This is a genomic window from Pseudonocardia halophobica (assembly GCF_027922425.1).
In the GTDB taxonomy this organism is placed as follows: Bacteria; Actinomycetota; Actinomycetes; order Mycobacteriales; family Pseudonocardiaceae; genus Pseudonocardia; species Pseudonocardia halophobica.
In genome coordinates this window covers 254,340-279,083 of sequence record NZ_BSFQ01000005.1, presented here as the reverse complement: position 1 = coordinate 279,083, position 24,744 = coordinate 254,340, and the positions used below count along the sequence as shown (strand labels likewise).

Genomic DNA, 24,744 nt, shown 5'->3' with positions numbered 1-24,744 from the left:
GTACGGAGCGGGAGGTCCGCGCTCGACATCCTGCCGTGGGTGACCTGTGTCACACATCCTGCAAGAACCGGCCCAGCTCCACAGCGGTGGTCTCGGGGTCGTCCTCCGGAAGGAAGTGACCCGCCTCGGGGACGACGACACGGCGGGAGCCCGGGATCGCCGCGGCCAGCCGGTCGGCGGAGTCGGCCGGCAGCCAGCGGTCGTGCTCGCCCCACAGCACGAGCGTCGGCGCGACGACCTCGCCCAGGGCCGCGACCACGTCCCGGGTGTCGGCCTCGTCGAAGCCCTCGACCTGGTCCAGGTAGCGCTGCTGCCCGGCCTCGCCGGCGTAGGGCTCGAGGTAGGCGCGCTCGGTCGACGCGTCGAGCGGGCGGTGCGTGGCCGTGGCGAGGTGGGCGCGGATGAGCTCGTGGAACACGTGCCCGGGCATGGTGCGGTAGACGTCGAGGTGCGCCTGGATGTGCTGCGCGACCGGGGTGGTCCACGGCGGCAGGACGGCGGCGTCGAGCAGGGCGAGGGCGCGCGCGGGAACCCGGTGGTGCAGGTGCGCCCGCAGGACGGTCGCGGCACCGATGTCGTGCCCGACGAGCACGGGATCCCGCAGACCCCAGGCGTCGACCAGCTCCGCGAGGGTCCGGGCGTGCAGGGCGACCGACGGGCGCACGCCGGGCGCGGTCGTCGAGCGCCCGTAGCCGGGCAGGTCCCACAGGTAGACCGTGTGGTCCGTGGCGAGCGCCGGCACGACGTCCCGCCACAGCACCGACGAGGACGGCGTGCCGTGGGTGAGGACCACGGCCGGCCCGTTGCCGACGCGCTCGTACGCCACGGTCCCGCCGGTCACGCCCTTCCGGGTCTGCAGCATGTCCGCCTCCGGGTAAGGTTTTCGATGCGGTTGGGACGGTTACCGTGACACGATGGAGGTAAGGCGTGCAACTGGCTTTGAGCGATTACTCGCGCGGGGCGGAGCTGGCGACCGCGCTGATCTCCACCGCGCCGCGGGTGTGGCACGGCGTCGAGAAGCTGACGTCTGCGGCGGAGGTCGACGACCTGCTCGCCGCGCACGGGTTCGCCGGGTCGTGCACGCCGGCCGAGCTCGGCGACGTGCGTGACCTGCGGGCGGAGCTGCGCGCGATCGTCGACGAGATCGTCGACGGCGAGGGGGTCGACGCCGTCGTCCGGCGCGCCTCGACCCTCGCGACGGGCGGCCTGACGCTCGGCGGCGGTGACCGGCCGGACTGGGTCTTCGGGTCCGACGCGGGCCTGGTCGACGGCCTGGCGGCGGTCACCGGGATGGGGCTGCTGGGGGCGGTGCGGGCGCTCGGGGCGCAGCGCTTCCGGGCCTGCGCCGCAGCGTTCTGCGAGGGCGCGTTCGTGGACGTGAGCCGGGCGGGACGGCGCCGCTACTGCATGCCGGACCTGTGCGGCAACCGTGTCAACGTCGCTGCCCACCGCGCGCGTCGCCGGTCCGCGGGATGAGCGCTCCGGGGCTGCAACGCCGGCTGGGCACGGTCGACGCGACCGTCATCGGGCTCGGGTCGATGATCGGCGCGGGGGTGTTCGCGGCGTTCGCGCCGGCGGCGGCCGCGGCGGGGTCGGGACTGCTCCTCGGCCTGGCGCTGGCGGCCGTGGTGGCGTGGTGCAACGCGACGTCGTCGGCCCAGCTCGCGGCCCGGTACCCGCGATCCGGGGGCACGTACGTCTACGGGCGGGAGCGGCTCGGGCCGTGGCGGGGGTTCGTCGCGGGCTGGGGCTTCGTGATCGGCAAGACGGCGAGCTGCGCGGCGATGGCCCTGACCGCGGCGGCCTACCTCGTGCCCACCGCCTGGCAACGGCCGGTGGCCGTGCTCGCCGTCGTCGCCGTGGCCGGGGTGAACCTGGCGGGGGTGACGCGCACGGCCAGACTCACCCGGATCCTGGTCGCGGTGGTGCTGCTCGCGCTGGTCACGATCCTCGCCGTCGCGGTGGTTCGCGGCCCGCTGCAGCCGGCGGGCCTGGCTGTCGGAGGGATCGGGGCGTACGGGGTACTCCAGGCTGCCGGCCTGCTCTTCTTCGCCTTCGCCGGGTACGCGCGCGTCGCGACCCTCGGCGAGGAGGTGCGCGACCCGGCGCGCACGATCCCGCGGGCGATCACGCTGGCCCTCGCCGGCGCGGTCGTGGTGTACGCGGCGGTCGGCGTCGTGCTGTTGCTGGTGCTGGGCCCGACACGGCTGGCGGCGTCCGCCGCGCCGCTGGCCGAGGTCCTCCCGCCCGACGCGACCTGGATCGCCGCGGTCGGCGGCGCGTTCGCCTCGCTCGGCGCGCTGCTCGGGCTGGTCGCCGGCGTGGGGCGGACCGTGCTCGCGATGGCCCGGGAGTCCGACCTGCCCGCGCCCCTGGCCGCCGTCCACCCGCGGCGGTCGGTGCCGCACCGCGCGGAGATCGCCGTCGCCCTGGTCGTCGTGGTGCTGGTCTGCACGGTGGACCTGCGCGGGGCGATCGGCTTCTCGTCCTTCGGCGTGCTCCTCTACTACTTCGTCGCCAACCTGTCGGCGCTCGGGCAGCCGCCTCCCGAGCGCCGGTACCCGCGGGGGTTCCAGGTGCTCGGGATGATCGGCTGCGCCGTCCTCGCCGCGACCCTCCCCTGGCAGTCCGTGGTGATCGGGGTGGGGATCGTGGCCGTCGGGGTGGGGTACCGGTGGACGCGGGTGCGCGTGGGCCGGCGTTCGTGAGCGGGTGATCCCCGGTCAGGCCGGGTGCGGGTGGGCCGGCGTTCGTGAGCGGGTGATCGCCTGTGGGTGCGGCAGCGGGTGGACGGGCGGGCCGGAGCGTGTGAGCAGGTGATCACCGACGGTCGGGGCCCGGATCAGGCCCGGGACCTTCGGCCCTGCTCCGCGGACCGAGCGGCCCGCCGACGGTGATCGGTCGGCCCCTCCTGCCACGCGCACCGGCCAGCGACGCTGATCGTCGGCGTACCGCGCCGGCACGAGGACGATGCCGCCGCTGCGCCGCAACGGATCCGGCGGCGCAGAGCGTCGCGCCCGCCGGTTCGGACGTCCGGGGCGGGCAGGGAGGGCCCACCCGGTTCCCGGGCGGCCGGGCGGCGGTGGTGGGCCGCCGTCCCGGTCGCCCCACCGACACCCGGCCGCGGCAGGCGATGCCCCCCGACCACCGCGGCCGGGCCCTCCTTCGCCCGCCCGTTCGGCGCGTCCCGACCGGCCGGCTCCTCTGCGCTCGCGGCCCCCGCGCCTTCCTGCGGCGTTGCCGGTAAGGCAAGGGGCACAACGTGCTCCACCCACTCGATCACGCGGGCTGCGGCCACTGGGGGGTCGAGTTGGTGGACGAGCGGCGGCACGTGCGACCCGGTTCGCGGTGGCGATGGCGGCGGCGATGCCGGATGACCCGACCGCTGTCGCCGACACGTGCGGCGGGCCCGGGCACAGGAAGCGCCCGGGGTGATCACCCGGAACCCGGCGCTGCTGTGGGGTGCCTACACCGACCCCGATCCGGTGCAGGGCAGCGTTGCCCTGGCGAACCTTCGCGACAGCCCCGCACGGCGGCTGGACCCTGGCCAGCATGCGCGGCGAACTCATTCCCGCCGACCTCGACGACCCCGCCCCCTTCTGAGCTGAGCAGAGCCGACTGCACCTTGCTCCGGCAACGCCAGCCTCGACAAGGACCGATCAGGCCGAACTCCTTCGAGTCCGGCCTCCCAGGCTCGCGGGCCCGGTCCCTCGGCGCTCAGCGAGAGACCCCTCTTGGCGCGCCGCGAGCCGCGGGCTCCAGCATCCGGCGGGCCCGACCCTTCGGCGTTGAGCCGGCCCAACCCTTCGACGCCCACTCGTGGACGCTCGGCGAGCCGGCGCTTCGGCGTTCGACGAGCCCGGCCCGTCACAGCTCGGCGAGCCCAGCACCCGGGCTCCATGCGAGCCCGCCCAGCACTCAACGGGTGCCGGCACCTGCCGCACAACGACTTCACCGCGAGGCCGAGCCACTGTCGACGAGAGGCAGCTCCCACCGGACCTGGTTCGACAACCGGCGCCGCGGAGAGACCCCACGCAGCCCACCACCGGCGAGCAGGCAGGTCACTGCCACGCCGATCTCGCAGTCCTACTGCTCGTCCTCCGGGCCCTGGGTCTTCTTGGCGAGGCCGGGTGGGATCTTGCCCGAGTTCCCGGCCTCCCCCACCGACCCACCGGTGCCGTTCGAGACCCCACCCGACCCACCGGGCCCGCCGCCTCCGTCGATCGAGTTGCCTCCCGTTCCCTCCATCCCGGACCGGGCCGTCGGGCCCGACGGGACACCGGTGCGGCCGTGGCCGGCCTCGACCCGACCATCGGTCCCGTGTGCGGCCACGGACTGCCCCGTCACCGGTGCTCCCACGTCGGTCGCGGCGGAGGCCGCCGAGAGGGCCGCTCCGGCAACGCCCGCGGCGTGTTCTCCCGGCGCGGACCAGTTCGGGCTCTTCGTGGGGGCGTGCTCCACGGGGCCGGAGGGATGGGTCTCGCCGGCGGCGAGGGCGAGGCCGCCGGTCGCGGTGCCCACCACGGCGAGGGCGGCGGCGAGGGACTTGGCGGCAACGACGCCGGACGCGGTGACCGTCGCCCTCCGCAGCCGCCAGCGTCCCCGCGAGGTCGCGGCCGCGGCGAAGGCGGCCGCGGCATCGCGTTCCCCGCGCAGCTCCCGGGGCGTGCCCGGGGCGGCGGCCGCGTCGAGCAGGCGGCGGAGGTCGCGGGGTCCTCCGTCGCCGTCGAGCAGGCGGTCGACGTCCGTGATCGCCATCCAGGTCGCCGGTGGCGCCTCGACGCCCCGGCCGGTGCAGTGCTCACACATCGGCGACCCCCGTCCGCCGTCCCTGTCCGGTCCTCGCGGGACCGGCCTCCTCCCCCGCCCGCAGCCGCTCGGCGAGCCGCCGGAGCCCGCGGTGGGCGGCGACCCGGACCGCGCCGGGCCGTTTGCCGAGCACCTGGGCCGCGGTGGTCGCGTCGAGCCCGATCACCGCGCGCAGCAGCACCGCCTCGGCCTCGGTGCGCGGCAACGCGAGGATCTGGTCGACCGCCCACTGGGTGGCCAGCCCGTCGAACACGGCGCCGTCGGTGTGCCGCACGTCCGCGAGGGCCACCAGGTCCGCCGGTTCCGCGGGATCGGCAGGGCGGCGGGTGCGGGCCCGCGCCGAGTCCATCGCCCGGTTCCGGCAGATCGTGGTGACCCAGCCCCGGAAACCGTCGAGGTCACCGGAGAAGCGGCGCAGGTCCTTCGCCACGTGCAGCCACGTCTCGGCGGTGACGTCCTCGGCGTCGGCGCCGACCAGTGCGGTGGCGTACCGCAGCAGGCGTGGTTGCAGGTCGCGGTAGAGCACGACGAAGGCCCACTCGTCGCCCGCCCTGGCCGCGCCGAGCGCGTCCTCGAGCAGGGTCTGGTCGCGGGCCGCGGCCGGGGGCGCCGCGGTCGGGCTGGCGAGGGCGGGCACTCCACCTCCAGGTCGATCGATGACGGGCCGGACGTCGGGGGGCGTCTCCGTCCGGCCCGCCACGCCCTCAGCGCGGCGCACACGGAGGTCGTTACAGCCCGTGGCCGGAATCGCGAAGGTTGCTCCGACCGAGCCGGATCCGACCCCCGAACGGTGCAGCTGAGAGCCGCCTGGTGGTGCTGGGACGTTCGGCCCTACCGTCCGGGACCTTCCGGGTACGGCGCGGGGGTTGCGCGGCCCGTTAGCGTCGGAGCGATCGAGGACGAGGAGGCCCCGTGACCATCTCGGTGTTCCTGCTGGACGACCACGAGATCGTCCGTCGCGGCATCGCGCAGCTGCTCGAGACGGAGGACGACATCGAGGTCGTCGGCGAGGCCGGAACCGCTGCGCAGGCCCTGGCCCGCATCCCCGCCACCCGGCCCGACGTGGCGATCCTCGACGTCCGCCTGCCCGACGGCGAGGGCATCACCGTCTGCCGCGACATCCGCTCGACACTGAACCCGCCGCCGGCCTGCCTGATGCTCACCTCGTACTCCGACGACGAGGCCCCTCTTCGGCGCGATCATGGCCGGCGCCGCGGGTTACCTGCTCAAGCAGGTCGCCGGCACCGACCTCATCGGCGCCGTGCGCACCGTCGCCGCGGGCGGCTCGCTGCTCGACCCCAAGGCCACCGCCCTGGTCCTGGAACGCCTGCGGCACGGCTCCGAGCCGGACGACCCCCGCTACGAGGGCCTGTCCCCGCAGGAGCGGCGGATCCTCGACCTCATCGCCGACGGTCTCACCAACCGGCAGATCGGCGCGGAGCTCTACCTCGCTGAGAAGACCGTCAAGAACTACGTCTCCTCGCTGCTGCACAAGCTCGGCTTCTCCCGGCGCACCGAGGCCGCGGTCTACGCGACCGAGCGCCGCCGCCGCACCCGCTGAGAGCCGACCCGCCGGGGATCACCCCCGGTCGAGCGGCACCCGCCACGCCAGCCGGGTGCCGCCGCCCGGCCGACGGCGCACCTCCAGCGTGCCGCCCAGCTCCTCGGCGCGTTCGGCGAGGTTGTGCAGCCCGCTGCGGGCGACGTCCGAGGGCATCCCCGTGCCGTCGTCGACGATCTGCAGGACGAGATCGGCCCCTGCCTCCAGGGTGACCGTGACCGTCCGCCCGCCCGAGTGCCGCACCGCGTTGGTCGTGCCCTCGCGGACCGCTGCCAGCAGGTGCGGGACGAGCTCGGCCGGGACGAGCGTATCGACCGGCCCGGAGGTGCGGATCGACGGCGTCATGGCCGACCCGGCGACGATCTCGTCGACGGTGTCGAGCAGCCGCCGCCGCACGCCCCCGCCGCCCTGGTCGGCGCCGTGCAGGTCGAAGATCGCGGTCCGGATCTCACGGACGGTCTCGTCGAGCTCGTCGACGGCCTGCCGGACCCGGTCCTGGACGTCCGAGCGCACGGCGCGGCGCATCGTGCTCTGCAGCTTGAGGCCTGTGGCGAACAGCCGCTGGATGACGTGGTCGTGCAGGTCCCGGGCGATGCGGTCGCGGTCGGCGAGCACGTCGAGCTGGCGTTGCGCCCGGGTCTTCTCCGCGATCTCCAGGGCCAGGGCGGCCTGTTCCGCGAACGACGTCACCAGCGGCACCTCGGTGGGCCGGTACGGCTCGCCGCCGACCCGGCGCAGCGCGACCAGCACCCCGATCACGCGCTCCCCCGAGCGCATCGGCACCGCGACCGACGGGCCGAGGTTCGGCGGCACCGAGTCCGCGCCGTGATCGAGGAACGCCGCCGGCGAGCCGGCCAGCAACGGGCTGCGGCTCTCGGCCACCTCGTCGAGGTCGCTGCCCGCCCGAATCCCGGTGGCGGGCAGGCCGAGCGACTCGCCGGCGTCGCCGCCCAGCTCGTACAGGCCGTCCTCGTCCGGGCCGAGCAGCACCACGGCCGCGGCCGACGCCGTCAGCTCCAGCGTCCGGACGGCGACGAGCTGGAGCACCTCCTCGTCCGACGCCCCGGCCAGCACCTCGCTCCGCACCTCGCCCAGTGCCTCCAGCCAGTGCTGGCGCTGGCGGCCCTGCTCGAACAGGTCGGCGTTCTGCACGGCGATCCCGGCGGCCGCGGCGAGGGCGTGCAGCATCACCTCGTCGTCGGCGGTGAACTCGCCGCCGCCGACCTTCTCGGTGAGGTAGAGGTTGCCGTAGATCGAGTCCCGGACCCGGACCGGGACGCCGAGGAAGCTGTGCATCGGCGGGTGGTTCGGCGGGAAGCCGACGGACGCCGGGTGCGCGGACAGGTCGGCCAGCCGCAGCGGCTCGGGGTCCAGGATCAGTTGCCCGAGCAGGCCCTTCCCGGTGGGCGGCGGCCCGAGCGTCTCGCGGACCCCCGGCTGCAGGCCGACGTCGATGAACCGGGAGATCGACCCGTCCGGCGCCAGCACCCCGAGCGCGCCGTACCGCGCGTCGACGAGGTCCACGGCGGACTGCACGATCCGGCGCAGCGTGGCCTCCAGCTCGAGCCCCGCCCCGACGGCCAGCACGGCGTCGAGCAGACTCTGCATCCGGTCGCGGGCGGCGACGATCTGCCCCAGCCGCTCCTGGACCTCGCCGAGCAGCTCGTCGAGCCGCAGCCCGGCGAGCACCCCGGAGACCGGCGGGCCCTCCTCCGGCCCGCGATCCGGCCCGCGATCCGGCCGCGTCATCGGTCCTCCCGTTCCCTTCCGGCGGCACACGGTGTCACCCCGCGGGCGATCACGACAACCCCGCCGCGGCCCGCCCGCGCGGGTCGAACACCCCGACCGCACGGGACCTTCGACGGTAGTGCCCGGGGACCCGCGGCACCGACGCTGACCCCGGGTCCGACCGGGACCCGCGGGATCTCGGACGGCGAGCGGTGATGATCGAGACGGGTTCGCTCGGGCTGACCGAGGGACAGCTGCAGGATGCCCTCGGGGCGGCCGCCCGCGCACCCTCGCTGCACAACACCCAGCCGTGGTGCTTCCGCCTCACCCCCGACGGGATCGAGCTGCACGCCGACCGCGACCGGCAGCTGCCGGTGGCCGACCCGACCGGCCGGGAGCTGCGGATCGCGTGCGGTGCCGCGCTCTACAACCTCCGGCTCGCGCTCATCGGGCACGGCGTGCGCCCGCTCGTCACGCTGCTGCCCGACCCCGCGCGGCCCGATCTCCTCGCCACGGTCCGCCGCGGCGGCAGCCGCCCGCCGACGCCCGAGCAACGCCGGCTGCTGGAGGCCGTGCCGCGGCGCCGCACGAACCGGCGGCCCTTCACCGACGCGATGGTGCCCACGCCCGCGCGGCACGCACTGCGCCGTGCCGCGCTCGACGAGGGTGCCTGGCTGGACCTCGTCACCGACCCGGGGCAGCGGTTCGAGCTGGGCGTCCTGGCGCGGCGGGCGCACGAGCTGCAGATGGCCGACCCCGAGTTCGTCGCCGAGCTGGAGCGCTGGACGGGACACGGCGAGGAGCGGCCCGACGGCGTCCCGGCCGCGGCCGGCGGGCCGCTGCCCCGGCCCAACGCGACGTGGGTGCTGCGCGACTTCAGCGGCGGCACCGCGCGCCCGGACGACGGGGCGGAGGCCGAGCCGCTCATCGCGGTGCTCAGCGTGCACGCCGACGGCCCGCGCGAGGAGATCCGCGCCGGCCAGGCCATGGAACGCGTGCTGCTGACGGCCACGACGCACGGCCTCGCCGTGTCCCTCCTCTCCCAGCTGGTCGAGTGCGTCGACGTCCGGGAGAGCATGCGGCGGCTGATCAGCGGGACCCGCCCGCCCCAGGTCGTGCTGCGGATCGGGCAGGGCTGGCCGGTCCCCGGCACCCCGCGCCGGCCCCTGAGCGACCTCCTGCTGCCGCCCGAGACCGGGCTGCCCGGCAGCACGACGCTGCACGTGGACGACGGGCCCGATCCCGCCTCGACCAACCATCACACCTGAGTGCGCGACGCCCGGCGACGGGTCAGGCCGCGCGCCAGAACTCGAGCACCGCGACGGTGCTGCCCCGGGCTCCCTCCAGGATGTCGCGCGCCCGGTCGGGCAGGCGGGCCCGCAGCGCCCCCGGGTCCGCCGGCGCGGCCACGACGGCGGTGCGCAGCCCGAGGAGGGCGGCGGTCAGTCGCAGCGCCTCGACGGCCTGCCCGGTGCGCAGGTCCGCGTGCGGGACCCGGCCCGCCGCGCCGACCAGCACGAACACCGGTTCGGGACGGGGCGCCTGCTCGTCGAGCAGGCCCGGCCAGGCGGGCCCGAGCTCGTCGCCCGGCACCACCGGGTGGCCGATCCCGCGCAGCCAGGCGCTCTCCGTCTCCGCGGCGCGGCGCAGCACCGCCCGGGCCGCCGCGTCGCGCGGACCGTCGGCGCCCTGCGGCCGGCCCTGGTCGCGGAGCGCGGCGTAGAGGGCGCGCTCCAGCGGGCGCGGCTCGTAGGCCTCCCCCGGCCGCACGACGGCGAGCAGCCCCTCCTCCACCGGGTGCGTCACCTGCGGGCGGCGGCCCTGGGCGGCCACCGCGAGCCGGATGGCACGCAGCCCCGCGCCCGCCGCCACCCGGGTGACCCGGGCCAGCGGCTCCTCCGCGAGCGACCAGCGGCGGACCACCGACCGGACGGCGACGCCGTCGTCCACGGCCGTGACGAACCAGGGCGCCGATCCCTCCGGTGCCGCGGCCGCCCGGGCCGCGTCCACGAGGGGGGCGATCCGCAGTGCCGCCCGCGACGCCTCCGGGGTGACCACCGGGTGAGCGGACATGACCTCGAGTCTCGGCACCGGCGACCGGCCGTCGCGAGAGGCGAAGGTCCCCGCTGCGGACCGCCCCGGCCGGGGCCGCACGCCGCGCCGGTCCGGGCCGTCGGCCCCTGCCGCGGCCGGGCCGGGCGGGCCATCCTGCGGGTCCGGACCGGCCCTTCAGGAGCGATCATGACCGAGCAGCGCCAGCGCCCGGCCCCGCCGGAGACCCTCGACGACGACCCGCCCGTCGAGGCGGTCATGACGCGTCGGCTCGTCGGCGTCGACCCCGCGACCCCGTTGGGCATCGCGCTGCGGCTGATGGTGGCCGGGAACGTGCGGCACGTGCCCGTCGTCCGCGAGGGCCGCTGCCTCGGCATGGTCGCCGAGGTCGACCTGCTGCGGGGGCTCGCCGCCCGCCAGGGCCCGTTCGGTGCCGCGACGCTCCTGGTCGCCGACGTGCTCCGGCCGGCGCCGGAGGTCCCGCCCGGCACCCCGCTGCACGAGGTCGCCGCCCGCATGGACCGCGAGTGCACCGACGCCCTCATGGTCGTGGCGGCCGGTCGCCCGCTCGGCCTGGTGACGGCGACGGACCTGGTCCGCGCCCTGGCCGGCCGGGTCCGCTGAGGACGGCGGGACCCGTCGCGCGGCGGTACCGTGGCCCCGCCCGGCTGTGAGGAGGACGACCGTGGACGTCGAGCTGACCCGCGACGCGGACGGCTGGACCAAGGAGGCGCCCGCGCGCTGGGACGCCGCGAAGGCCGCGGCGTTCGGCGACCTCCCGCCGACGTTGTTCGGGCTCGGCACGCCCGCGGAGGGCGACGCGCTGGCGGACGAGTGGTGGCGGGCCGAGGACGGCCGCGGCGTGATCGGCTACGGCCGGCTGGACGACTCGTGGGGCGACGCCGAGATCCTGATCATCGTGCACCCGGACCGGCGCGGTGAGGGCCTGGGCTCGGTCGTCCTCGACCACCTCGAGCGCGAGGCGGGCCGGCGGCACCTCAACTACGTCTACAACGTGGTGCCGTTGACGCACCCGGACCGCGAGGAGATCTCCGCCTGGCTCCGCGCACACGGCTTCGAGGAGAAGGCCGACGGCGAGCTGCGCAAGCGCGTCCCGCGCTCCGACGTGAACTGAGAGCGCGTCAGTCCGCCCGGCCCGGGGCTCCGAGGCGGTGCAACCGCAGGGCGAGCTGGATCTCCAGCGCCCGGTCCGGCTCCTGCCAGCCCTCGCCCAGCAGCGCGCCGATCCGGTCGAGCCGCTGCGCGACCGTGTTGACGTGCACGTGCAGCGCGGCCGCCGCCCGGCTCGGGCTGGCTCCGGCCGCGTAGTAGCACTCCAGCGTGCGGAGCAGCTCGCTGCCGCGGCGGGCGTCGTGCTCGGCGACCGGGCCGAGCACCCCGGCCACGTAGCCCGCGACGTCCGGCCGGTCGCCGAGCAGCAGCCCGGCGAAGCCCAGGTCCGCCGCCGCGGCCGCCTCGCCCGCGCGGCCCAGCGCGAGCAGCGCCTCCGCCGACCGGCGCGCCTCGGCCAGCGCCTCCGCGAGCCCGCCCGCGGGGTGCACGGGACCGGCCGCGCCCACGGTCACGGCTCCCTCGGGCTCCTCCGGGGTGGCCGGGTGGGCCAGCGGCTCGGCCGCGGCGGCGGGATCGGTGCCGGGCAGCAGCGCGACGACGGCACCTTCGTGCTCGGCGACGAGCCCGGCCCGGCCGCCGGCGGCCGCGGCGTCGCGCAGGACGGCCCGCCGCCTCCCCCCGAGGCCCCGGCAGACCAGCAGGACGTGCGGGCGGCGCGCGGCGACCCCCAGCTCGGCGAGCCGGGTCAGCACCGCGGGCCGTGGGCGGTCGGCCACCGCGAGCAGCTCGGTGAGCGCCTCGGCCCGCTCCCGGCGGTCGGCCTCGGCCTCGCGCTGGCCGAAGAGCAGCACCAGTGCCGTGACCATCGCGGCCCGTTCGACGGTCCGGACCTGCCCCGCGTCGAGGTCCGGGACGCCGCCGAGCAGCAGCGTGCCGAGCCGCTGCCCGGCCGCGACCACCGCGACGGCCCACACGCCTCCCGCCCGGGTCAGCCGGCCCGGCGCCGCGTCGGCGGACCGGACCGCCTCCGCCCAGCAGCCGTCGTCCGGGGTCGCGCCGAAGCGGGCGGCCGGGGTGCCGTCCGCGTCGAGGACCACCACCCAGGCGTCGAGCAGCCGGCCGAGGGCCTCGGCGAGGTCCGCGACGTCGCCGCCCTCGAGGACCACGCCGGCGAACCGGTCGTGTGCCGCGGCCGCCTCGGCGATCGCGGCGTGCGCGGTGCGCAGGGCGTCGAGGGCCGCGGCGGTGTCGGCGAGCTGGCGGGTCTGCACCAGCGAGACGGCGGCGAGCGCGGCGAGCGACCCGAGCAGCGCCACCTCCTCGGGCGCGAACGGCCGGGCGGAGCGGTTGGCGGCGAACAGTACGCCGACGAACTCGGCGTCGACCAGCAGCGGGACCCCGCAGATCGCGACGAGCCCCTCCTCGCCCACCGCGGCGTCGATCTCCTCGGTGTGCCGGTAGCGCTCGTCCTCGCCGTAGTTCCCGGTCCGGTGCGAGTTGCGGGTGGCCGCGACCAGCCCGCCGAGCCCGGCGCCGAGGGGCAGCCGCAGCGCCTGGAACCGCGGTGACACGGAGCCCGCCGTGGCGCGCATGTAGGTGTCGCCGCGGTCGGCGTCGTAGAGGGTCAGGTAGGCGAGGTCGGTGCCGAGCAGGGCGCGGGCCCGGCGGACGATCGCGTCGAGCACCCCGCCCGTGTCGGACTGCGAGGTGAGCTCCCGGGCGGTCTCCACCAGCGCGGCGAGCTCGGACTCCCGGCGCCGGCCGGCGTCCATCGCCGACCGGATGCGCAGGACCAGGGCGCCGGCCTCGGGCTCGGAGCCGGCGAGCTCCGTGGCCGCGTGCTCCAGCTCGCCGGCCGGCCCGGCACCGTCGGTCGGGTCGAGGCGGTCGGCGAGCAACCGGAGCAGGTCGAGGACGGTGCGCGCCACCCGCGCATCCTGCCCGGCGAGCGCGCCCGGCGGCAGCGCCAGGGCCATCGGTGCCGGTCCCGGGGCGGTCAGGGCCGGGCCGCGGCGGACCCGTCCGTCAGGGACGCGGCGCTGCCGTCGCCGAACCCGTCGTCGGCGGCGAGGTCGCGGTCCCGGGTCTCGCGGTAGGTGGCCACCGCGACCAGGGTGATCAGCGCGCTGGCGGCGACGTACACGGCGATCGCGTAGCCCGTGCCGAAGGCGGCGAGCAGTGCCACCGAGACGAGCGGCGCGAGGCCACCGGCGGCGACCGAGGCGAGCTGGTAGCCGATCGACACGCCCGAGTACCGGACGCCCGTGCCGAACAGCTCGGACAGGAACGCCGCCTGCGGCCCGTACATGGCGCCGTGGAAGATCAGCCCGCCGACGACGGCGAGCACGGTGAGCCCGAAGTTCTGCGTGTCGAGCAGCGCGAAGAACGCGAACGCCCACGCGCCGACGCCGGCGGCGCCGAGCAGGTAGACCGGCCGGCGGCCGATCCGGTCGGACACCAGGCCCCACAGCGGGATCGTCACGACGTGCACGGCGGCACCGATCAGGACCGCGCCGAGCACGAACGACGACGGCAGTCCGAACTGCTCCTTCATGTACGTCGAGACCACGATGGTGAAGATGTAGTACGAGACGTTCTCGGCGAACCGCGCGCCCATGGCCGTGAGGACCTCGCGCGGGTAGCGGCGCAGCACCTCGACGATCGGCAGGGTCTGCGACCTCCCCTCCGCCGCGCGCTCGGCGGCCTTGGCCTGCGCCTCGCGGAAGACCGGTGACTCCTCCACCGAGAGCCGCACGTACAGCCCGATGAGCACCAGCACCGCGGAGAGCAGGAACGGGATCCGCCAGCCCCAGGAGTTGAACGCCTCCTCGGACTGCACCACGGCGAGCAGCGCGAGCAGGCCGTTGGCCAGCAGCTGACCCGCCGGCGCCCCGGCCTGCGGCCAGCTCGCCCAGAACCCGCGGCGGCGGGCGTCGCCGTGCTCGGAGACGATCAGGACCGCGCCGCCCCACTCGCCGCCCAGCGCGAAGCCCTGGATCAGCCGCAGCAGCACCAGGATCGCCGGCGCCGCGACGCCGATCGTCGCGTAGCCCGGCAGCAGGCCGATCGCGAAGGTCGACAGCCCCATCATCAGGAGGCTGACGACCAGGAGCTTCTTGCGGCCCAGCTTGTCGCCGTAGTGGCCGAACACCAGGCCGCCGAGCGGGCGGGCGACGAAGCCGATGGCGAAGGTGCCGAAGGACAGCAGCGTGCCGGCGACCGGGTCCGCGGCCGGGAAGAAGACGTGCGGCAGCACGATGGCGGCCGCCACGCCGTACAGGAAGAAGTCGTACCACTCGACCGTCGTGCCCAGCATCGAGGCGGCGACGACCTTGATCAGTGAGGTGCGCGGCGGGGATCCCGCGGGGGTCGACGGCTGTGTCATGGTCCGGACGGTAGTGGGGCCCGGGCCCCACGAGTATGTGGCGCGACCACACCATCGTCCGAATCCCGTGTGGGCGCAGCCCCGCTCAGGTGCGGTCCGGCGCGGCCCCCGGGCCGTCGGGGCGGACCACGGCCACCGGCGCGAGGGCGTGGTGGAGCAGCGCCCGGCCCGTCGAGCCGAGCAGCACGCGGCCGACCGGGCCGCGCCCGCTCGAGCCGACGACCACCAGCCGGGCGTGTGCCGAGCGGGCGACGAGGGTCCGCGCGGGCGGCCCGTGGACGAGCTCGCGCGACACCCGCACGCCGGGGTACTTGCCGGTCCAGCCCGCGAGCCGCTCGGCCAGGAGCTCGCGCTCCTGCTCCTCCAGCTCCGCGAGCTCGGCGAGCGCGTCGGGGTCCTCGAGGTGCTCGAGCCAGGCGTGCACCGCGACCAGCGGCGCCGCCCAGGCGTCGGCCTCCGCGAAGGCGAACGCCAGCGCGGGCTCGCTCGCCGGCGCCCCGTCCACCCCGACGACGACCGGCCGGGTGCGGTCGGTGTGCCTCAGCGCGGCGTCGGACAGGACCGGGCCACGGACCACGACGAGCGGGCACGGGGCCTGACGCGCGAGCGCCGCGCCGACCGACCCGACCAGCAGGGAGGCGAACCCGCCGACGCCGCGCGTCCCGACCACCAGCACGCGGGCACCCGCCGCCTCGCGCAGCAGCACCTCCGCCGGGTCGCCCTCGACCACCGCCTGCTCGACCGCGAGCTCCGGGACCACCGCCCGTGCGTGGTGCGCGGCGTTCCACAGCTGGTGGTGGGCGTGCGACCAGAGCAGCGACGACGCCTCGGGCGCCGACGACGGCGGCAGCTGGTAGGCCCGCACGAGCCGCAGCACGCACCGGTGCCGGGCCGCCTCGGCCGCCGCCCAGCGCGCCGCCTCGTTCGCCAGGTCCGACCCGTCGATCCCGGCGACGACGGTGCCCGGCAGGCTCATCCCGACCCTCCGCCGTCCGGGCGCACCACCAGCACCGGGCAGTGGGCGTGCTGCAGCAGCGCGTGGCTCACCGACCCGAGCAGCAGCCCGGCCGCGCCCCCGCGCCCCCGCGACCCGACGACGACGAGCGCGGCCCCGGCCGACTCGGCGACCAGCGCCCGCGCCGGCCGGTCCCGCACCACCAGCCGGCGGACCTCCACGTCGGGGTACTTCTCGGACCACCCGGCCAGTCGCTGGGCCAGCAGCGCGCTCTCCTCGGTCTCCAGGGCGGCCCAGTCGATCATCGGCGCGAGGGCGGGCTCGAGCATGTCGTCGAGCCAGGTGTGCACGGCGACGAGCGGCGCGGACCGCAGCGCGGCCTCCTCGTACGCGAGCGCGAGGGCGGACTCGCCGGTCGGCGACCCGTCGACGCCGACGACCACGGGCCGGTCCCCCTCGGCCCCTTCGCCCGGGTCGCCCCGCACCACCGCCACCGGGGACCCGCCCCTGGCGGCGAGCGCCACCGCGACCGACCCGACGAGCAGCCCGGTGAACCCGCCCAGGCCCCGGCTGCCGACGACGGTCAGCACGGCCCGGTCCGACTCGTCGAGCAGCACGGGGACCGGGAACCCGGTCCGCAGCTCGGCCTCCGTCGCGACGCCGGGCGCGACCTGCGCGGCCAGCTCGGCCGCCGAGGTGAGCACCCCGCGGGCGGCCTCGGTCATCACCCGCCGGTAGCTCGTGCCGAGGCCCGGGTTGCCGACGTGCCCGGCCGGGATCGGCGCGAACGCGGCCACCAGGCGCAGCGGGGCGCCGCGGCGCGCGGCCTCGGCGGCGGCCCAGCGCACCGCATCGCGCGCCGAGTCGGACTCGTCCACGCCGACGACCACCGGCCCGCCGGCGGTCCGCTCCGGGCTGCCGGTCACGCCGGGGTCCCCGCCTCGGGCCGCACCACGGCCACCGGGCTGGCCGCGTGGTGCAGGACGGCCTGGCTCACCGAGCCGAGCAGCGCCCCGGCGACCGTGCCCCGCCCCCGCGAGCCGACCACGACCAGCGCCGCCCCGGTCGAGCGGTCCACGAGCTCCCGCGCCGCCCCGTCGACCACGATCACGGCGCGCACGTCGACGCCGGTGTACTTCGCGGTCCAGCCGGCCAGCCGCCCCTCGAGGGCCTTCTCCTGCTCCGCCTGCACGACGGTGCGGTCGAGCAGCGGCACGAGGAAGGGATCGAGCACGGCCTCGCTCCACGCGTGCACCGCGACCAGCGGCACCGACCGCCGGGACGCCTCCTCGAACGCGACGCCCAGCGCGGCCTCGTTCTCGCCGCCGCCGTCGCTGCCGTCGACCCCGACGACGATCGGCCCGTCCGGCGCCGACGTCCCGCGGACGACCACCACGGGGCACTCGGCGTGCGTCGCGACGGCGACCGCGACCGAGCCGAGCAGCAGCCCGCTGAAGCCGCCGCGGCCGCGCGTGCCGACCACGACCAGGGCCGCCCGCTCGGACTCGGTCCGCAGCACGACCGGGGCCTCGCCGCCGCGCACCTCGCGTTCGATCTCCACGCCGGGGGCGACCTCCCGGGCCGCCGCGACCGCCGCCTCGAGGTGCTCCTCGGCCGCGCGGGCGGTGACCTGCCGCTGGTACTCCTGCCCGAGCGCGGGCAGACCGGCGGGCTGGAACGTCGTCCAGCCGACGGCCGCGACGAGCCGGAGCCGGGTGCCGCGGCGGGCCGCGTCGGCCGCGGCCCAGCGCGTGGCGTCGAGCGCCGAGTCGGATCCGTCCACGCCGGCGACCACGGCGCCGCCGAGCTGGTTCGTCATCGTTCCTCCCCCGGACGCCCCGGGACGTCACCGCGGGCGTCGTCACCGATGTCGTCGCGGATGTCGGCACGAGCCGACGGGGACACGGTGGCGCGGGGCCGGAGGCCGCCGCTGCTGCTCTCCGGCCCGGTGGGAGGGGACGAAGGACCCCGCCGCCCGGGAACGCGCCCGGGCTCAGCCCACGGGCGTCCCGCGCCGGGGCCGCCAGCCGCGGCCGGTCTCGTCCGGGACCAGCGGACGGCCGCAGCCGCAACGGGAGTGCGCAGACTCCCAGCTCACCGCCTGGGCGGGGTGGTTGACCCGGACCGTGGCGCCGCAGGCGGGGCACTCCCCCACCCAGATCGCCTCGACGAGGCCCGACTCGTACCGCAGGTCGTTCCGGTGCACGACACCCTCCTCGGATACCCCCGGACGTGTAGCGCACCGGGCGGGGCCGCCGCCAGGGTCCTTCGGCCCCTCCGGGGTCCTCGACCCGCTCAGCCCGCGAGGGCCGGGGCGACGGAGTCGAGCAGGGCCAGCACCCGGCCGGGCAGCACGGGCCTGCGGTCCTCCACCCCGTCGACGACGAGGTCCACCCCGACCGTCGCGGCGCGGTGCCGCGCGTGCCGGAGGACGTCGAGGCCGCGGCACTCGAAGGAGCGGACGTCGCGCAGGTCCACGACCAGCCGGCGACGGTTCCCGGCCGGGCCGCCGACCAGCGCCGACGAGTCCCGCAGCAGGTCGTCGAGCAGGCGGAGCAGCCGCGTCCCGTTGCCCGCGTCGAGGTCGCCGGCCACGCGCACCAGGACGGTGCCGCTGCCCGGCACCTCGACGGAGAGCTGGACGGGAAGCGCCGAGGTCATGGGTTCCGCTCCTTCCACGCCCGTCCGGGCGCGGGTCGGCCCGTCGGGCCCGACGGGGTCCACGGGGAATGCCCCAACCCTCCGTCGCGCCGACACGCGGTCAGTACCCGCGGAGGTCCCCGGCGGTCGGGACCAAGGTCCCGAGGCCTTGCACGCGAACCCGTACAGCCGTCAGCCCGTGGAGGCCCGGCCGGTCCAGCGCGGCTCCACGTCGGCCCACTCCCGCTCCCACTCGGCGGCGCGCAGCCGCGCGACCCCGGCGAACGCCAGCTTCGCGAGGCCGCCCAGCGCGAGCCCGGACAGCAGCAGCAGCGTGCCCGCGGACGTGATCGTCACGAACGTGACCTCCTGCGCGGCAAGGGGGGCGCGGACCAGCCGGCCGTCGTCGGTCACCCACGCGCCGACCTCGTCGCCGACGTGCTTCGGGGCGGAGACCTCCGTGCGCCCGACGCGCTCGACGCCGTCGGGCCCGGTCCACCGCACGTCGGCCGGGATCCGGTTGCCGGCCTCGGGGACCACGGGGACGTCCTCGGCGACGACGGCGGTGACCGGGGTGCGCTCCCGGGCCTCGGTCGCGGCGCGCGCGGAGAGGTCGCGGTGGATGCCGAGCCCCACGACGATCGCCGCGCCCAGGGAGACCAGCACCAGGGCGCAGACCACCCACGCGGCGAGGTCCGCGATGCGGTCGGACCGGCGCCGGGGCAGGCGGGCCCGGCGCGACGGTGGGGTCATGGCGGACAGCCTCGGGAGGCCGGCGCGCGGCGGGCAGGGCCGAAGGTCCGCAGGAGTCCCGGCGTCGGTCGGGACCGAACCCGCCCGTCAGGACAGGGCCGCCACCCAGCGCAGCCGGGAGCCGCTCGGCGTGCGCGGGGACAGCTCGAAGCTGCCGCCGCGGCGCCGCGCCCGCCGTTCCAGGTTCGCCAGGCCACTGCGCCGCGGGCCCCCTGCGGGCCCCTTCCCGTCGTCGGTGACCAGCAGCGAGAGCCGGTCGTCGCCGTCGGAGGTCTCGGCCACGACGTCGACCTCCACCCGCGACGCCTCGGCGTGCTTGGCCACGTTGGCCAGTGCCTCCCGCAGGACGGCGACCAGGTCGTCGACGAGGGTCTCGTCGTGCGCCGCGGCGACGAGCGTCTCGGCCGGGCCGCTGAAGCGCAGCAGCGGGGTGAACCCGAGCAGTCGCGCCGACTCGGTGACCACGGCGAGGATCCGGCTGCGGACGCCCTCGTCGTCGCCGGTGCGCTGCAACGAGAAGATGCTCGTGCGGATCTGCGCGATGGTGTCGTCGAGGTCGTTGATCACCTGGGTCAGCCGGGTGGCCTCCGGGCCGGCGAGCCGGGAGGCCACGCCCTGCAGCGACAGGCCCGCCACGAAGAGCCGCTGGATCACGTGGTCGTGCAGGTCGGCGGCGATCCGCTCGCGCTCGTCGAGCACGTGCAGCCGCTCCCGCTCGACGCGCGACTCCGCGAGCTCCAGCGCGATCGCGGCCTGGTTGGCGAAGCCGGCGGTGAGCTTCTGGTCCTCCGGGGTGAACACCGGCCTGCCGACCACGCGGGCCAGCAGCAGCACACCCTCCGTCCGGTCGGCCCCGAGCAGCGGGACGACGAGCACCGGCCCGATCCGCAGCTCGACCACCGCGACCGCCGGCATGAGGTCGTGCAGCTCCCGCGGGTCGGAGAGCCGCAGCGGCCGGCACGTGTCGAACACGTGCCCGGACAGGGAGCGCGCCCGTGGCACCACGCCCCCGAGCAGCTGCTCGGCGACCTCCTCCTGCCCCGGGCCGCCGACGGCGATCTCGATCCGCAGGGTGTCCTCGTCGTCGGGCAGCAGGACCACCGCGAGGTCCGCGCCGGTGAGCCCGCGGCTGCGCTCGGCGATCGCGGTCAGCGGCCGGCCCTCGGTCGGGTCCAGCGTCTCGCGGGTCACCTCGGCGGTGGCGGCGAGCCACTCGCCGCGGCGCCGGGTGGACTCGTAGAGCCGGGCGTTGTCGATCGCGACGGCCGCCGTCGCGGCGAGCGCGCGGGTGAGCTCCTCGTCCTCCGGTGTGAACTCGCCGCGCCTGCAGCCGGCGAGGTAGAGCCCGCCGAACTTCTCGTCCCGCACCCGGATCGGGACGCCCAGGAAGCTCGTCATCGGCGGGTGCCCCGGCGGGAGGCCCGAGGACCGCGGGTCGTCGGCGACGGTACGCAGCCGGATCGGCCTGCCCTCGTCGATCACCGCGCCGAGCAGCCCCTTACCCTCGGGGAAGGTGTCCATCGCCCGCACGGTCGCCTCGTCCATGCCGACCTGGACCAGCTCGGCGATGGTCCCGTCCGCGCCGAGCACCCCGAACGCGGCGAACCGGGCGTCGACGAGCTCACGCGCGGCCTCGCAGATCCGCCGCAGCACCGCGGGCAGGGTCAGGTCGGAGACGACGGCCTGGTTGGCGCGCAACAGCCCGCGCAGCCGGCCCTGGGTGGCCATGACCTCGCCGGCGCGGTCGACCAGCTGGTGCAGCAGCTGCTCGAGCTCCAGACGCGGCAGGTCGGGGAAGGTCAGCGCGGGCTCGGCCGGACGGGACCGGCCCGGGCCGGTCGTCCGGGCCCGCTCGGCGGAGGACGGCTCGTCGGACATCGGCCCCCCTGCGCACGGTCCCCGGCGTGGCGCGCCGACGCCCCCGGACGCACCCCGGACCTGCACGCTACGCAGGGCGGGACCTGCGCGCCAGGGGCCCCGGCAGGCCGAACGCACAGGCACCCGGCCGGGGGAACCCGCAGCTCCGCGGGCCGTCGTGGGCGTCCCGGACGGAGGACTTCCGGCCCTGCCGGGGCGGGGCCCCGGCCACGGAGGCTGGGGCGGTGATCGTGCACTCCCCCGCACCCCGCCCGCTCGTCCCGCCCCGTCCGGGGCCCGGTGCCGGGACGGTCCGCCCGTGACGCTCGCCGCGCCGGTGCGCCCGGTCCTCGTCCTCGACGACGGCGGGACCGTGGCCGGGATCGCCGCCCAGCGCTGGGCCGCGGCCGAGGCGACCCGCCGGGACCTGCCGCTGCAGCTCGTCGGCACCGGGGCGGACGGCGCCCGCGCGGTGTGCCGGCTGCGCGGCGAGTACCCGCGCCTCCCGGTCGACCTGCGCCGGCTGCCCGGCCCTGTCGGGCGGGCGCTGCGCCCGCTGACCGCCGACGCCGCGCTGCTGGCACTGCCCGCGCCCGCCTCCGAGCCGGTGCTGTCGAACTCCTTCTGCCCGACGGCCGTCGTGCCGGCGGACGAGACGGCCCGCGGCCGCGTGGTGGTCGGGGTCGCGCCGTGGACCCCGGAGGAGGTGCTGCGCACGGCCGTCGACGAGGCCCTCGAGCGCGACGCCGAGCTGGTCGCGGTGCGCGTCTGGCGCGCCGGGGGCCGCGGGCTGCTCGACCTCGCTCGGCTGCTGCCCGGCCCGTTCGGCCCCGACGCGGGCTGGGGTCACGGCGGGAACGACACCGCCGAGGGCGCCCGGCGCGAGCTGGACCAGCTGCTCTCGCCCTGGCGGATCGGCTACCCGGAACTGCAGCTGCACCCGCTGGTGGTGCACGGCGACCCGGCCGCGGTGCTCACGATGCTGTCGGTCGACGCCGAGCTGCTCGTGGTCGGCCGCTCCGGCCGCGGGGCCCTGCTGCGCGCCGTCGCCGGCTCGCCGGGCGACGACGCCGTGGCCGCCGCGCGCTGTCCGGTGCTGGTCGTGCCCGAGCCGACGCCCCCGCGCCGCGAGGTGCTCGCCCTGCCGGGGTTGCTGCCGATCGGGCCGACCGGCTGATCCCCAGGTTCAGCCCGGATCGGCCCGGATCGGCCCGGGTTCAGACCAGGTCACGCTCCGCCAGGTCGAGCAGGCGCTGGCGGGCCAGCCGCTCCAGCAGCTCCGGCACGGCCCCCGCGGGCACACCGGACAGGTCCGCCCGGCACGCGCGCACGACTTGTGCCACCACCGCGTGCGGCACCCGCCCGGAGAACTCGATCGCGAGCCGCGCGACGGCGGAGGTGACCGCGTCGAACTCGCGGACCGGGAGCGGGGTCGAGGTGAGGGGCAGAGCGGTGAGGGTCATCGGGCTCCTCGTGCGGCGCCGCGCAGGACGCGGCGGGGCCGGGCGGGTGGACGAGCGGACCGGTGGGCCGATCGGTAAGGGTTCGGGCGGCCCGGTGGCTCCGCCGTTGCTCCGACGGAGCCCGGGACACGCACGCATTGCCGCGGTTCGCGCGGCGTCGGGACCGGATACTGCCCGGCGGGGCCGCCGCGCACCAGGGCCGGAAGTCCCTACTGCCTCCGGGACCCGCCGGACCCTGGCCCCGGGGCGCCCGACGCGCGATCCTGGGGTGCCCACCCGCGTGCAGGGAGGCATCGTGCAGGCTCATGTCGGCGACCGCATCGTCATCGAGAGCAACCACCTCGACGCCGCCCGGCGGCGCGGGACGATCGTCGCCGTCCTCGGCGGCGAGGGCGACACCGAGCACTACCGCGTCCGCTGGCAGGACGGCCACGAGTCGGTCTTCTTCCCCGGACCGGACGCGCACGTCGACACGGCCCGCTGAGCGCGTGCGCGGTGGTCCGGGGCTTCGGACCCTGGCCAGGGCCACGTCCGGGCGGGACGCTCCGCGGATGCAGGTCCGCGAGGTGATGAGCCGCCCGGTGCTCGTCGTGGCGGTGGCCTCCACCGTGCGCGACGCCGCCGCGGCGCTCGCCGCCCACGGGCTCTCGGACGTCCCGGTGGTCGACGAGCGGGACCGGTTCGTCGGCATGCTCGCCGAGGCGGACCTCGTCCCGGACCGGTTGGACGGCCGGCGGGGCGCCACCGCCGTCGGGCCGCTGGTGCGCACGGACGCCCCGACCGCGACGCCCGACGGCGACCTGCTCGGCCTGGTGCACCGCATGCGCGAGGCCGACGTGCGGGTCGTGCCGGTGCTCGACGGGGACCGGGTGGCCGGGATCGTCACCCTGACCGACCTGTTGCGGGTGCTGGGGGACGCGCGATGAGCGGCTCCGGAGGTGCCCCGGGGATCGGCTCGGGGGACGGCTCGGGGGACGGCGCCGTCGAGCTCGCCGAGCGCTTCGCCCGGCTCGCCCGCGCGCTGCGCACCGCGCCGACCCCCGAGGACGCCCAGGAGCGCGTCACGCTCTACGCCGTGGCGACCGTGCCCGGCTGTGACCACGCGGGGATCTCCCTGATCGACCGGCACGGCGGCGTGGTCTCCGTGGCGTCGACGGGCGCGACCGCGCGGCGGGTCGACCAGATCCAGCACGAGGTCGGCGAGGGCCCCTGCCTCGGCGTGATCCACGACCGCTTCGTCTGTGCGGTGGCGGACCTGGACACGGACGACCGCTGGCCCGGGTTCAGCCGCCGCGCCGTCGCCGAGACCGGGGTGCGCGGGCTGCTGTGCTTCCGGCTGTTCGTCGAGGACGACGTCCTGGGCGCGCTCACCCTCTCCTCCGCCACCCCGGGTGCCTTCGACGACCACGCCGTCGCCGTCGGCACCGTCCTCGCCGCGCACGCCGCCCTCGCGGTGACGGACGCGCGCAACCGCCGCCGCGCCGCCGAGCTCGACGAGGCGCTGCGCTCGAGCCGGGACATCGGCACCGCCCTCGGCATCCTCATGGCGCGCCGGCTGGTCACCCGCGACGAGGCGTTCGACCTGCTGCGCACCGCGTCCCGCCGGCTGCACCGCAAGCTACGCGACGTCGCCCTGGACGTCGTCGAGACGGGCACGCTTCCGGCGGCTGCGGCGGCGCGCGCCGAGCGATAGTCTGCCCGGATCCGGTCCGCCTGAGCCCACAGCGCAGCCGGCAGTCCGAGCGGGTCCCATGAACCCACCGCCGCCCTCGGCGCGCGCGACCGCGACGCGGTTCGCACGGGTCCCGCTCCCCCACGGTCACGTCCGGCCCGGTGCGCGCTTCGCCGCCCGCGGACGTCCTCTCCCGAACGGACCCGGGTCACCCACCCGCGCTACACCCCCCAGCCCCCGGGTGGGCGGCCCGTCCGCCGGTGCGGGTCCGACATGGCGGCCGCCGCCGCGCGTCCGGACCCGCACCGGTCCCCCGGTTCCTCCGGCCCGCCGGGCGGCCCCACCCGTTCCGGCGAATCCGGTGGTCGTTCCCGTCCGCCCCTTCCGCCGCGCGTCGCGCCGAGGCACGCTCGACGCACCACGGCGGGAGGGACCGCGATGACCGAGCCGACCGGCGCACACACCCTGTCCGACGCGCTGTCCGACGCCCTGGCGGCCACGGGCCGCGCCCGGACCGGGATCCCGCAGGGCAAGCGCTGGACCGTGATCGTGGACCTCGAGGCGGGGTCCGGGGTGACGCGGGCCGTCGCGCGCCTGCACGACCGGGTCTCCGACCGGCTCGTCGGGACCGGGCAGGCGCGGCTGGCCCCACCCGACGCGGACGTCCCCGGCGTGGCCGACGAGCTCGCCGCCGCCCAGGCGCTGGCCGACCTCGCCCGGGTGATGCAGCAGATGGCGCACAACGAGGTCGAGGGCGCGACCGACGTCGGCGGGCACCTCACCACGCCGGGCTGA

At 77.0% G+C, this 24,744-nt stretch carries 25 protein-coding genes and 1 pseudogene; 11 read left to right on the top strand and 15 right to left on the bottom strand.

Translation table 11 applies throughout. The annotated features are described in order from the left end of the window. Positions 1-49: 49 nt before the first annotated feature. On the bottom strand, positions 50-862 hold the full coding sequence (locus PKE99_RS09235) for an alpha/beta fold hydrolase (RefSeq protein WP_037041217.1): 813 nt from the start codon (positions 860-862) through the stop codon (positions 50-52). 65 nt (positions 863-927) lie between these two features. Here PKE99_RS09235 and PKE99_RS09230 point away from each other — a divergent pair, with 65 nt between their 5' ends. Next, a complete protein-coding gene (locus PKE99_RS09230) occupies positions 928-1,476 on the top strand; it encodes a CGNR zinc finger domain-containing protein (RefSeq protein WP_037041214.1) in 549 nt (182 codons plus the stop codon). Then, positions 1,473-2,708 (top strand): APC family permease, encoded by a 1,236-nt coding sequence (locus PKE99_RS09225; RefSeq protein ID WP_037041212.1) that lies wholly within the window; start codon positions 1,473-1,475, stop codon positions 2,706-2,708. Before PKE99_RS09230 ends, PKE99_RS09225 begins: the two co-directional genes overlap by 4 nt. A gap of 1,378 nt (positions 2,709-4,086) precedes the next feature. Here the strand turns inward: PKE99_RS09225 and PKE99_RS09220 are convergent. Both PKE99_RS09220 and PKE99_RS09215 read right to left on the bottom strand, forming a co-directional pair. Beyond that, positions 4,087-4,809: a hypothetical protein gene (locus tag PKE99_RS09220; RefSeq protein WP_037041211.1), complete on the bottom strand. Its 723-nt coding sequence runs from the start codon at positions 4,807-4,809 to the stop codon at positions 4,087-4,089. Then, positions 4,802-5,446 carry an RNA polymerase sigma factor gene (locus PKE99_RS09215; RefSeq protein WP_231498050.1) on the bottom strand — a complete coding sequence of 215 codons (645 nt, stop codon included), beginning with the start codon at positions 5,444-5,446 and terminating at the stop codon, positions 4,802-4,804. The genes PKE99_RS09220 and PKE99_RS09215 overlap by 8 nt, the downstream gene beginning before the upstream one ends. 275 nt (positions 5,447-5,721) lie before the next feature. On the opposite strand from PKE99_RS09215, the pseudogene PKE99_RS09210 reads away from it, so the two are divergent. Continuing rightward, positions 5,722-6,370, top strand: a pseudogene (locus PKE99_RS09210) (response regulator). Between the two features lie 18 nt (positions 6,371-6,388). Here the strand turns inward: PKE99_RS09210 and PKE99_RS09205 are convergent. Then, positions 6,389-8,119: a GAF domain-containing sensor histidine kinase gene (locus PKE99_RS09205; RefSeq protein WP_037041209.1), complete on the bottom strand. Its 1,731-nt coding sequence runs from the start codon at positions 8,117-8,119 to the stop codon at positions 6,389-6,391. A 194-nt stretch (positions 8,120-8,313) separates the two neighbouring features. On the opposite strand from PKE99_RS09205, the gene PKE99_RS09200 reads away from it, so the two are divergent. Next, entirely contained in the window at positions 8,314-9,366 is a 1,053-nt protein-coding gene (locus PKE99_RS09200) for an Acg family FMN-binding oxidoreductase (RefSeq protein WP_051736837.1), read from the top strand. Between the two features lie 22 nt (positions 9,367-9,388). Here PKE99_RS09200 and PKE99_RS09195 read toward each other — a convergent pair whose 3' ends face one another. Then, on the bottom strand, positions 9,389-10,171 hold the full coding sequence (locus tag PKE99_RS09195; protein WP_156067189.1) for a hypothetical protein: 783 nt from the start codon (positions 10,169-10,171) through the stop codon (positions 9,389-9,391). A 168-nt stretch (positions 10,172-10,339) separates the two neighbouring features. On the opposite strand from PKE99_RS09195, the gene PKE99_RS09190 reads away from it, so the two are divergent. Next, complete coding sequence (locus PKE99_RS09190; RefSeq protein WP_063739653.1) at positions 10,340-10,774, top strand: CBS domain-containing protein; 435 nt, start codon at positions 10,340-10,342, stop codon at positions 10,772-10,774. Positions 10,775-10,835: 61 nt separating this feature from the next. After that, positions 10,836-11,285 carry a GNAT family N-acetyltransferase gene (locus tag PKE99_RS09185; protein ID WP_037041207.1) on the top strand — a complete coding sequence of 150 codons (450 nt, stop codon included), beginning with the start codon at positions 10,836-10,838 and terminating at the stop codon, positions 11,283-11,285. Between the two features lie 7 nt (positions 11,286-11,292). On the opposite strand, the gene PKE99_RS09180 is transcribed toward PKE99_RS09185, so the two are convergent. The 9 genes from PKE99_RS09180 to PKE99_RS09140 form a co-directional block, all read right to left on the bottom strand. Beyond that, a complete protein-coding gene (locus PKE99_RS09180) occupies positions 11,293-13,200 on the bottom strand; it encodes a helix-turn-helix domain-containing protein (protein WP_271214865.1) in 1,908 nt (635 codons plus the stop codon). A 20-nt stretch (positions 13,201-13,220) separates the two neighbouring features. Further along, entirely contained in the window at positions 13,221-14,609 is a 1,389-nt protein-coding gene (locus PKE99_RS09175) for an MFS transporter (protein ID WP_037041206.1), read from the bottom strand. A gap of 85 nt (positions 14,610-14,694) precedes the next feature. Beyond that, entirely contained in the window at positions 14,695-15,585 is an 891-nt protein-coding gene (locus PKE99_RS09170) for a universal stress protein (protein WP_037041203.1), read from the bottom strand. After that, positions 15,582-16,490, bottom strand: a complete 909-nt coding sequence (locus PKE99_RS09165) for a universal stress protein (protein ID WP_037041202.1) — start codon at positions 16,488-16,490, stop codon at positions 15,582-15,584. Before PKE99_RS09165 ends, PKE99_RS09170 begins: the two co-directional genes overlap by 4 nt. Continuing rightward, positions 16,487-17,383, bottom strand: a complete 897-nt coding sequence (locus PKE99_RS09160; RefSeq protein ID WP_037041200.1) for a universal stress protein — start codon at positions 17,381-17,383, stop codon at positions 16,487-16,489. Before PKE99_RS09160 ends, PKE99_RS09165 begins: the two co-directional genes overlap by 4 nt. A gap of 174 nt (positions 17,384-17,557) precedes the next feature. Next, a complete protein-coding gene (locus PKE99_RS09155) occupies positions 17,558-17,770 on the bottom strand; it encodes a hypothetical protein (protein WP_037041199.1) in 213 nt (70 codons plus the stop codon). Positions 17,771-17,859: 89 nt separating this feature from the next. Beyond that, on the bottom strand, positions 17,860-18,225 hold the full coding sequence (locus PKE99_RS09150) for an STAS domain-containing protein (RefSeq protein WP_037041196.1): 366 nt from the start codon (positions 18,223-18,225) through the stop codon (positions 17,860-17,862). A gap of 171 nt (positions 18,226-18,396) precedes the next feature. Continuing rightward, a complete protein-coding gene (locus tag PKE99_RS09145; RefSeq protein WP_051736835.1) occupies positions 18,397-18,957 on the bottom strand; it encodes an Rv1733c family protein in 561 nt (186 codons plus the stop codon). A gap of 87 nt (positions 18,958-19,044) precedes the next feature. Further along, the gene (locus PKE99_RS09140; RefSeq protein ID WP_037041195.1) at positions 19,045-20,835 is read right to left on the bottom strand and encodes a sensor histidine kinase; all 1,791 of its coding nucleotides are present in this window, start codon (positions 20,833-20,835) and stop codon (positions 19,045-19,047) included. Positions 20,836-21,133: 298 nt separating this feature from the next. On the opposite strand from PKE99_RS09140, the gene PKE99_RS09135 reads away from it, so the two are divergent. Next, positions 21,134-21,991 carry a universal stress protein gene (locus PKE99_RS09135; RefSeq protein WP_037041194.1) on the top strand — a complete coding sequence of 286 codons (858 nt, stop codon included), beginning with the start codon at positions 21,134-21,136 and terminating at the stop codon, positions 21,989-21,991. 40 nt (positions 21,992-22,031) lie between these two features. Here PKE99_RS09135 and PKE99_RS09130 read toward each other — a convergent pair whose 3' ends face one another. Beyond that, complete coding sequence (locus tag PKE99_RS09130) at positions 22,032-22,277, bottom strand: hypothetical protein (protein ID WP_037041192.1); 246 nt, start codon at positions 22,275-22,277, stop codon at positions 22,032-22,034. A 295-nt stretch (positions 22,278-22,572) separates the two neighbouring features. On the opposite strand from PKE99_RS09130, the gene PKE99_RS09125 reads away from it, so the two are divergent. From PKE99_RS09125 to PKE99_RS09110, 4 genes are all read left to right on the top strand, one after another. Then, positions 22,573-22,761: a DUF1918 domain-containing protein gene (locus PKE99_RS09125; RefSeq protein ID WP_037041719.1), complete on the top strand. Its 189-nt coding sequence runs from the start codon at positions 22,573-22,575 to the stop codon at positions 22,759-22,761. A 67-nt stretch (positions 22,762-22,828) separates the two neighbouring features. Continuing rightward, the gene (locus PKE99_RS09120; RefSeq protein ID WP_051736834.1) at positions 22,829-23,203 is read left to right on the top strand and encodes a CBS domain-containing protein; all 375 of its coding nucleotides are present in this window, start codon (positions 22,829-22,831) and stop codon (positions 23,201-23,203) included. Beyond that, positions 23,200-23,970 carry a GAF and ANTAR domain-containing protein gene (locus PKE99_RS09115; RefSeq protein ID WP_051736833.1) on the top strand — a complete coding sequence of 257 codons (771 nt, stop codon included), beginning with the start codon at positions 23,200-23,202 and terminating at the stop codon, positions 23,968-23,970. The genes PKE99_RS09120 and PKE99_RS09115 overlap by 4 nt, the downstream gene beginning before the upstream one ends. 417 nt (positions 23,971-24,387) lie before the next feature. Continuing rightward, positions 24,388-24,744, top strand: coding sequence for a dsRBD fold-containing protein (locus tag PKE99_RS09110; protein ID WP_051736832.1), 357 nt, complete (start codon positions 24,388-24,390; stop codon positions 24,742-24,744).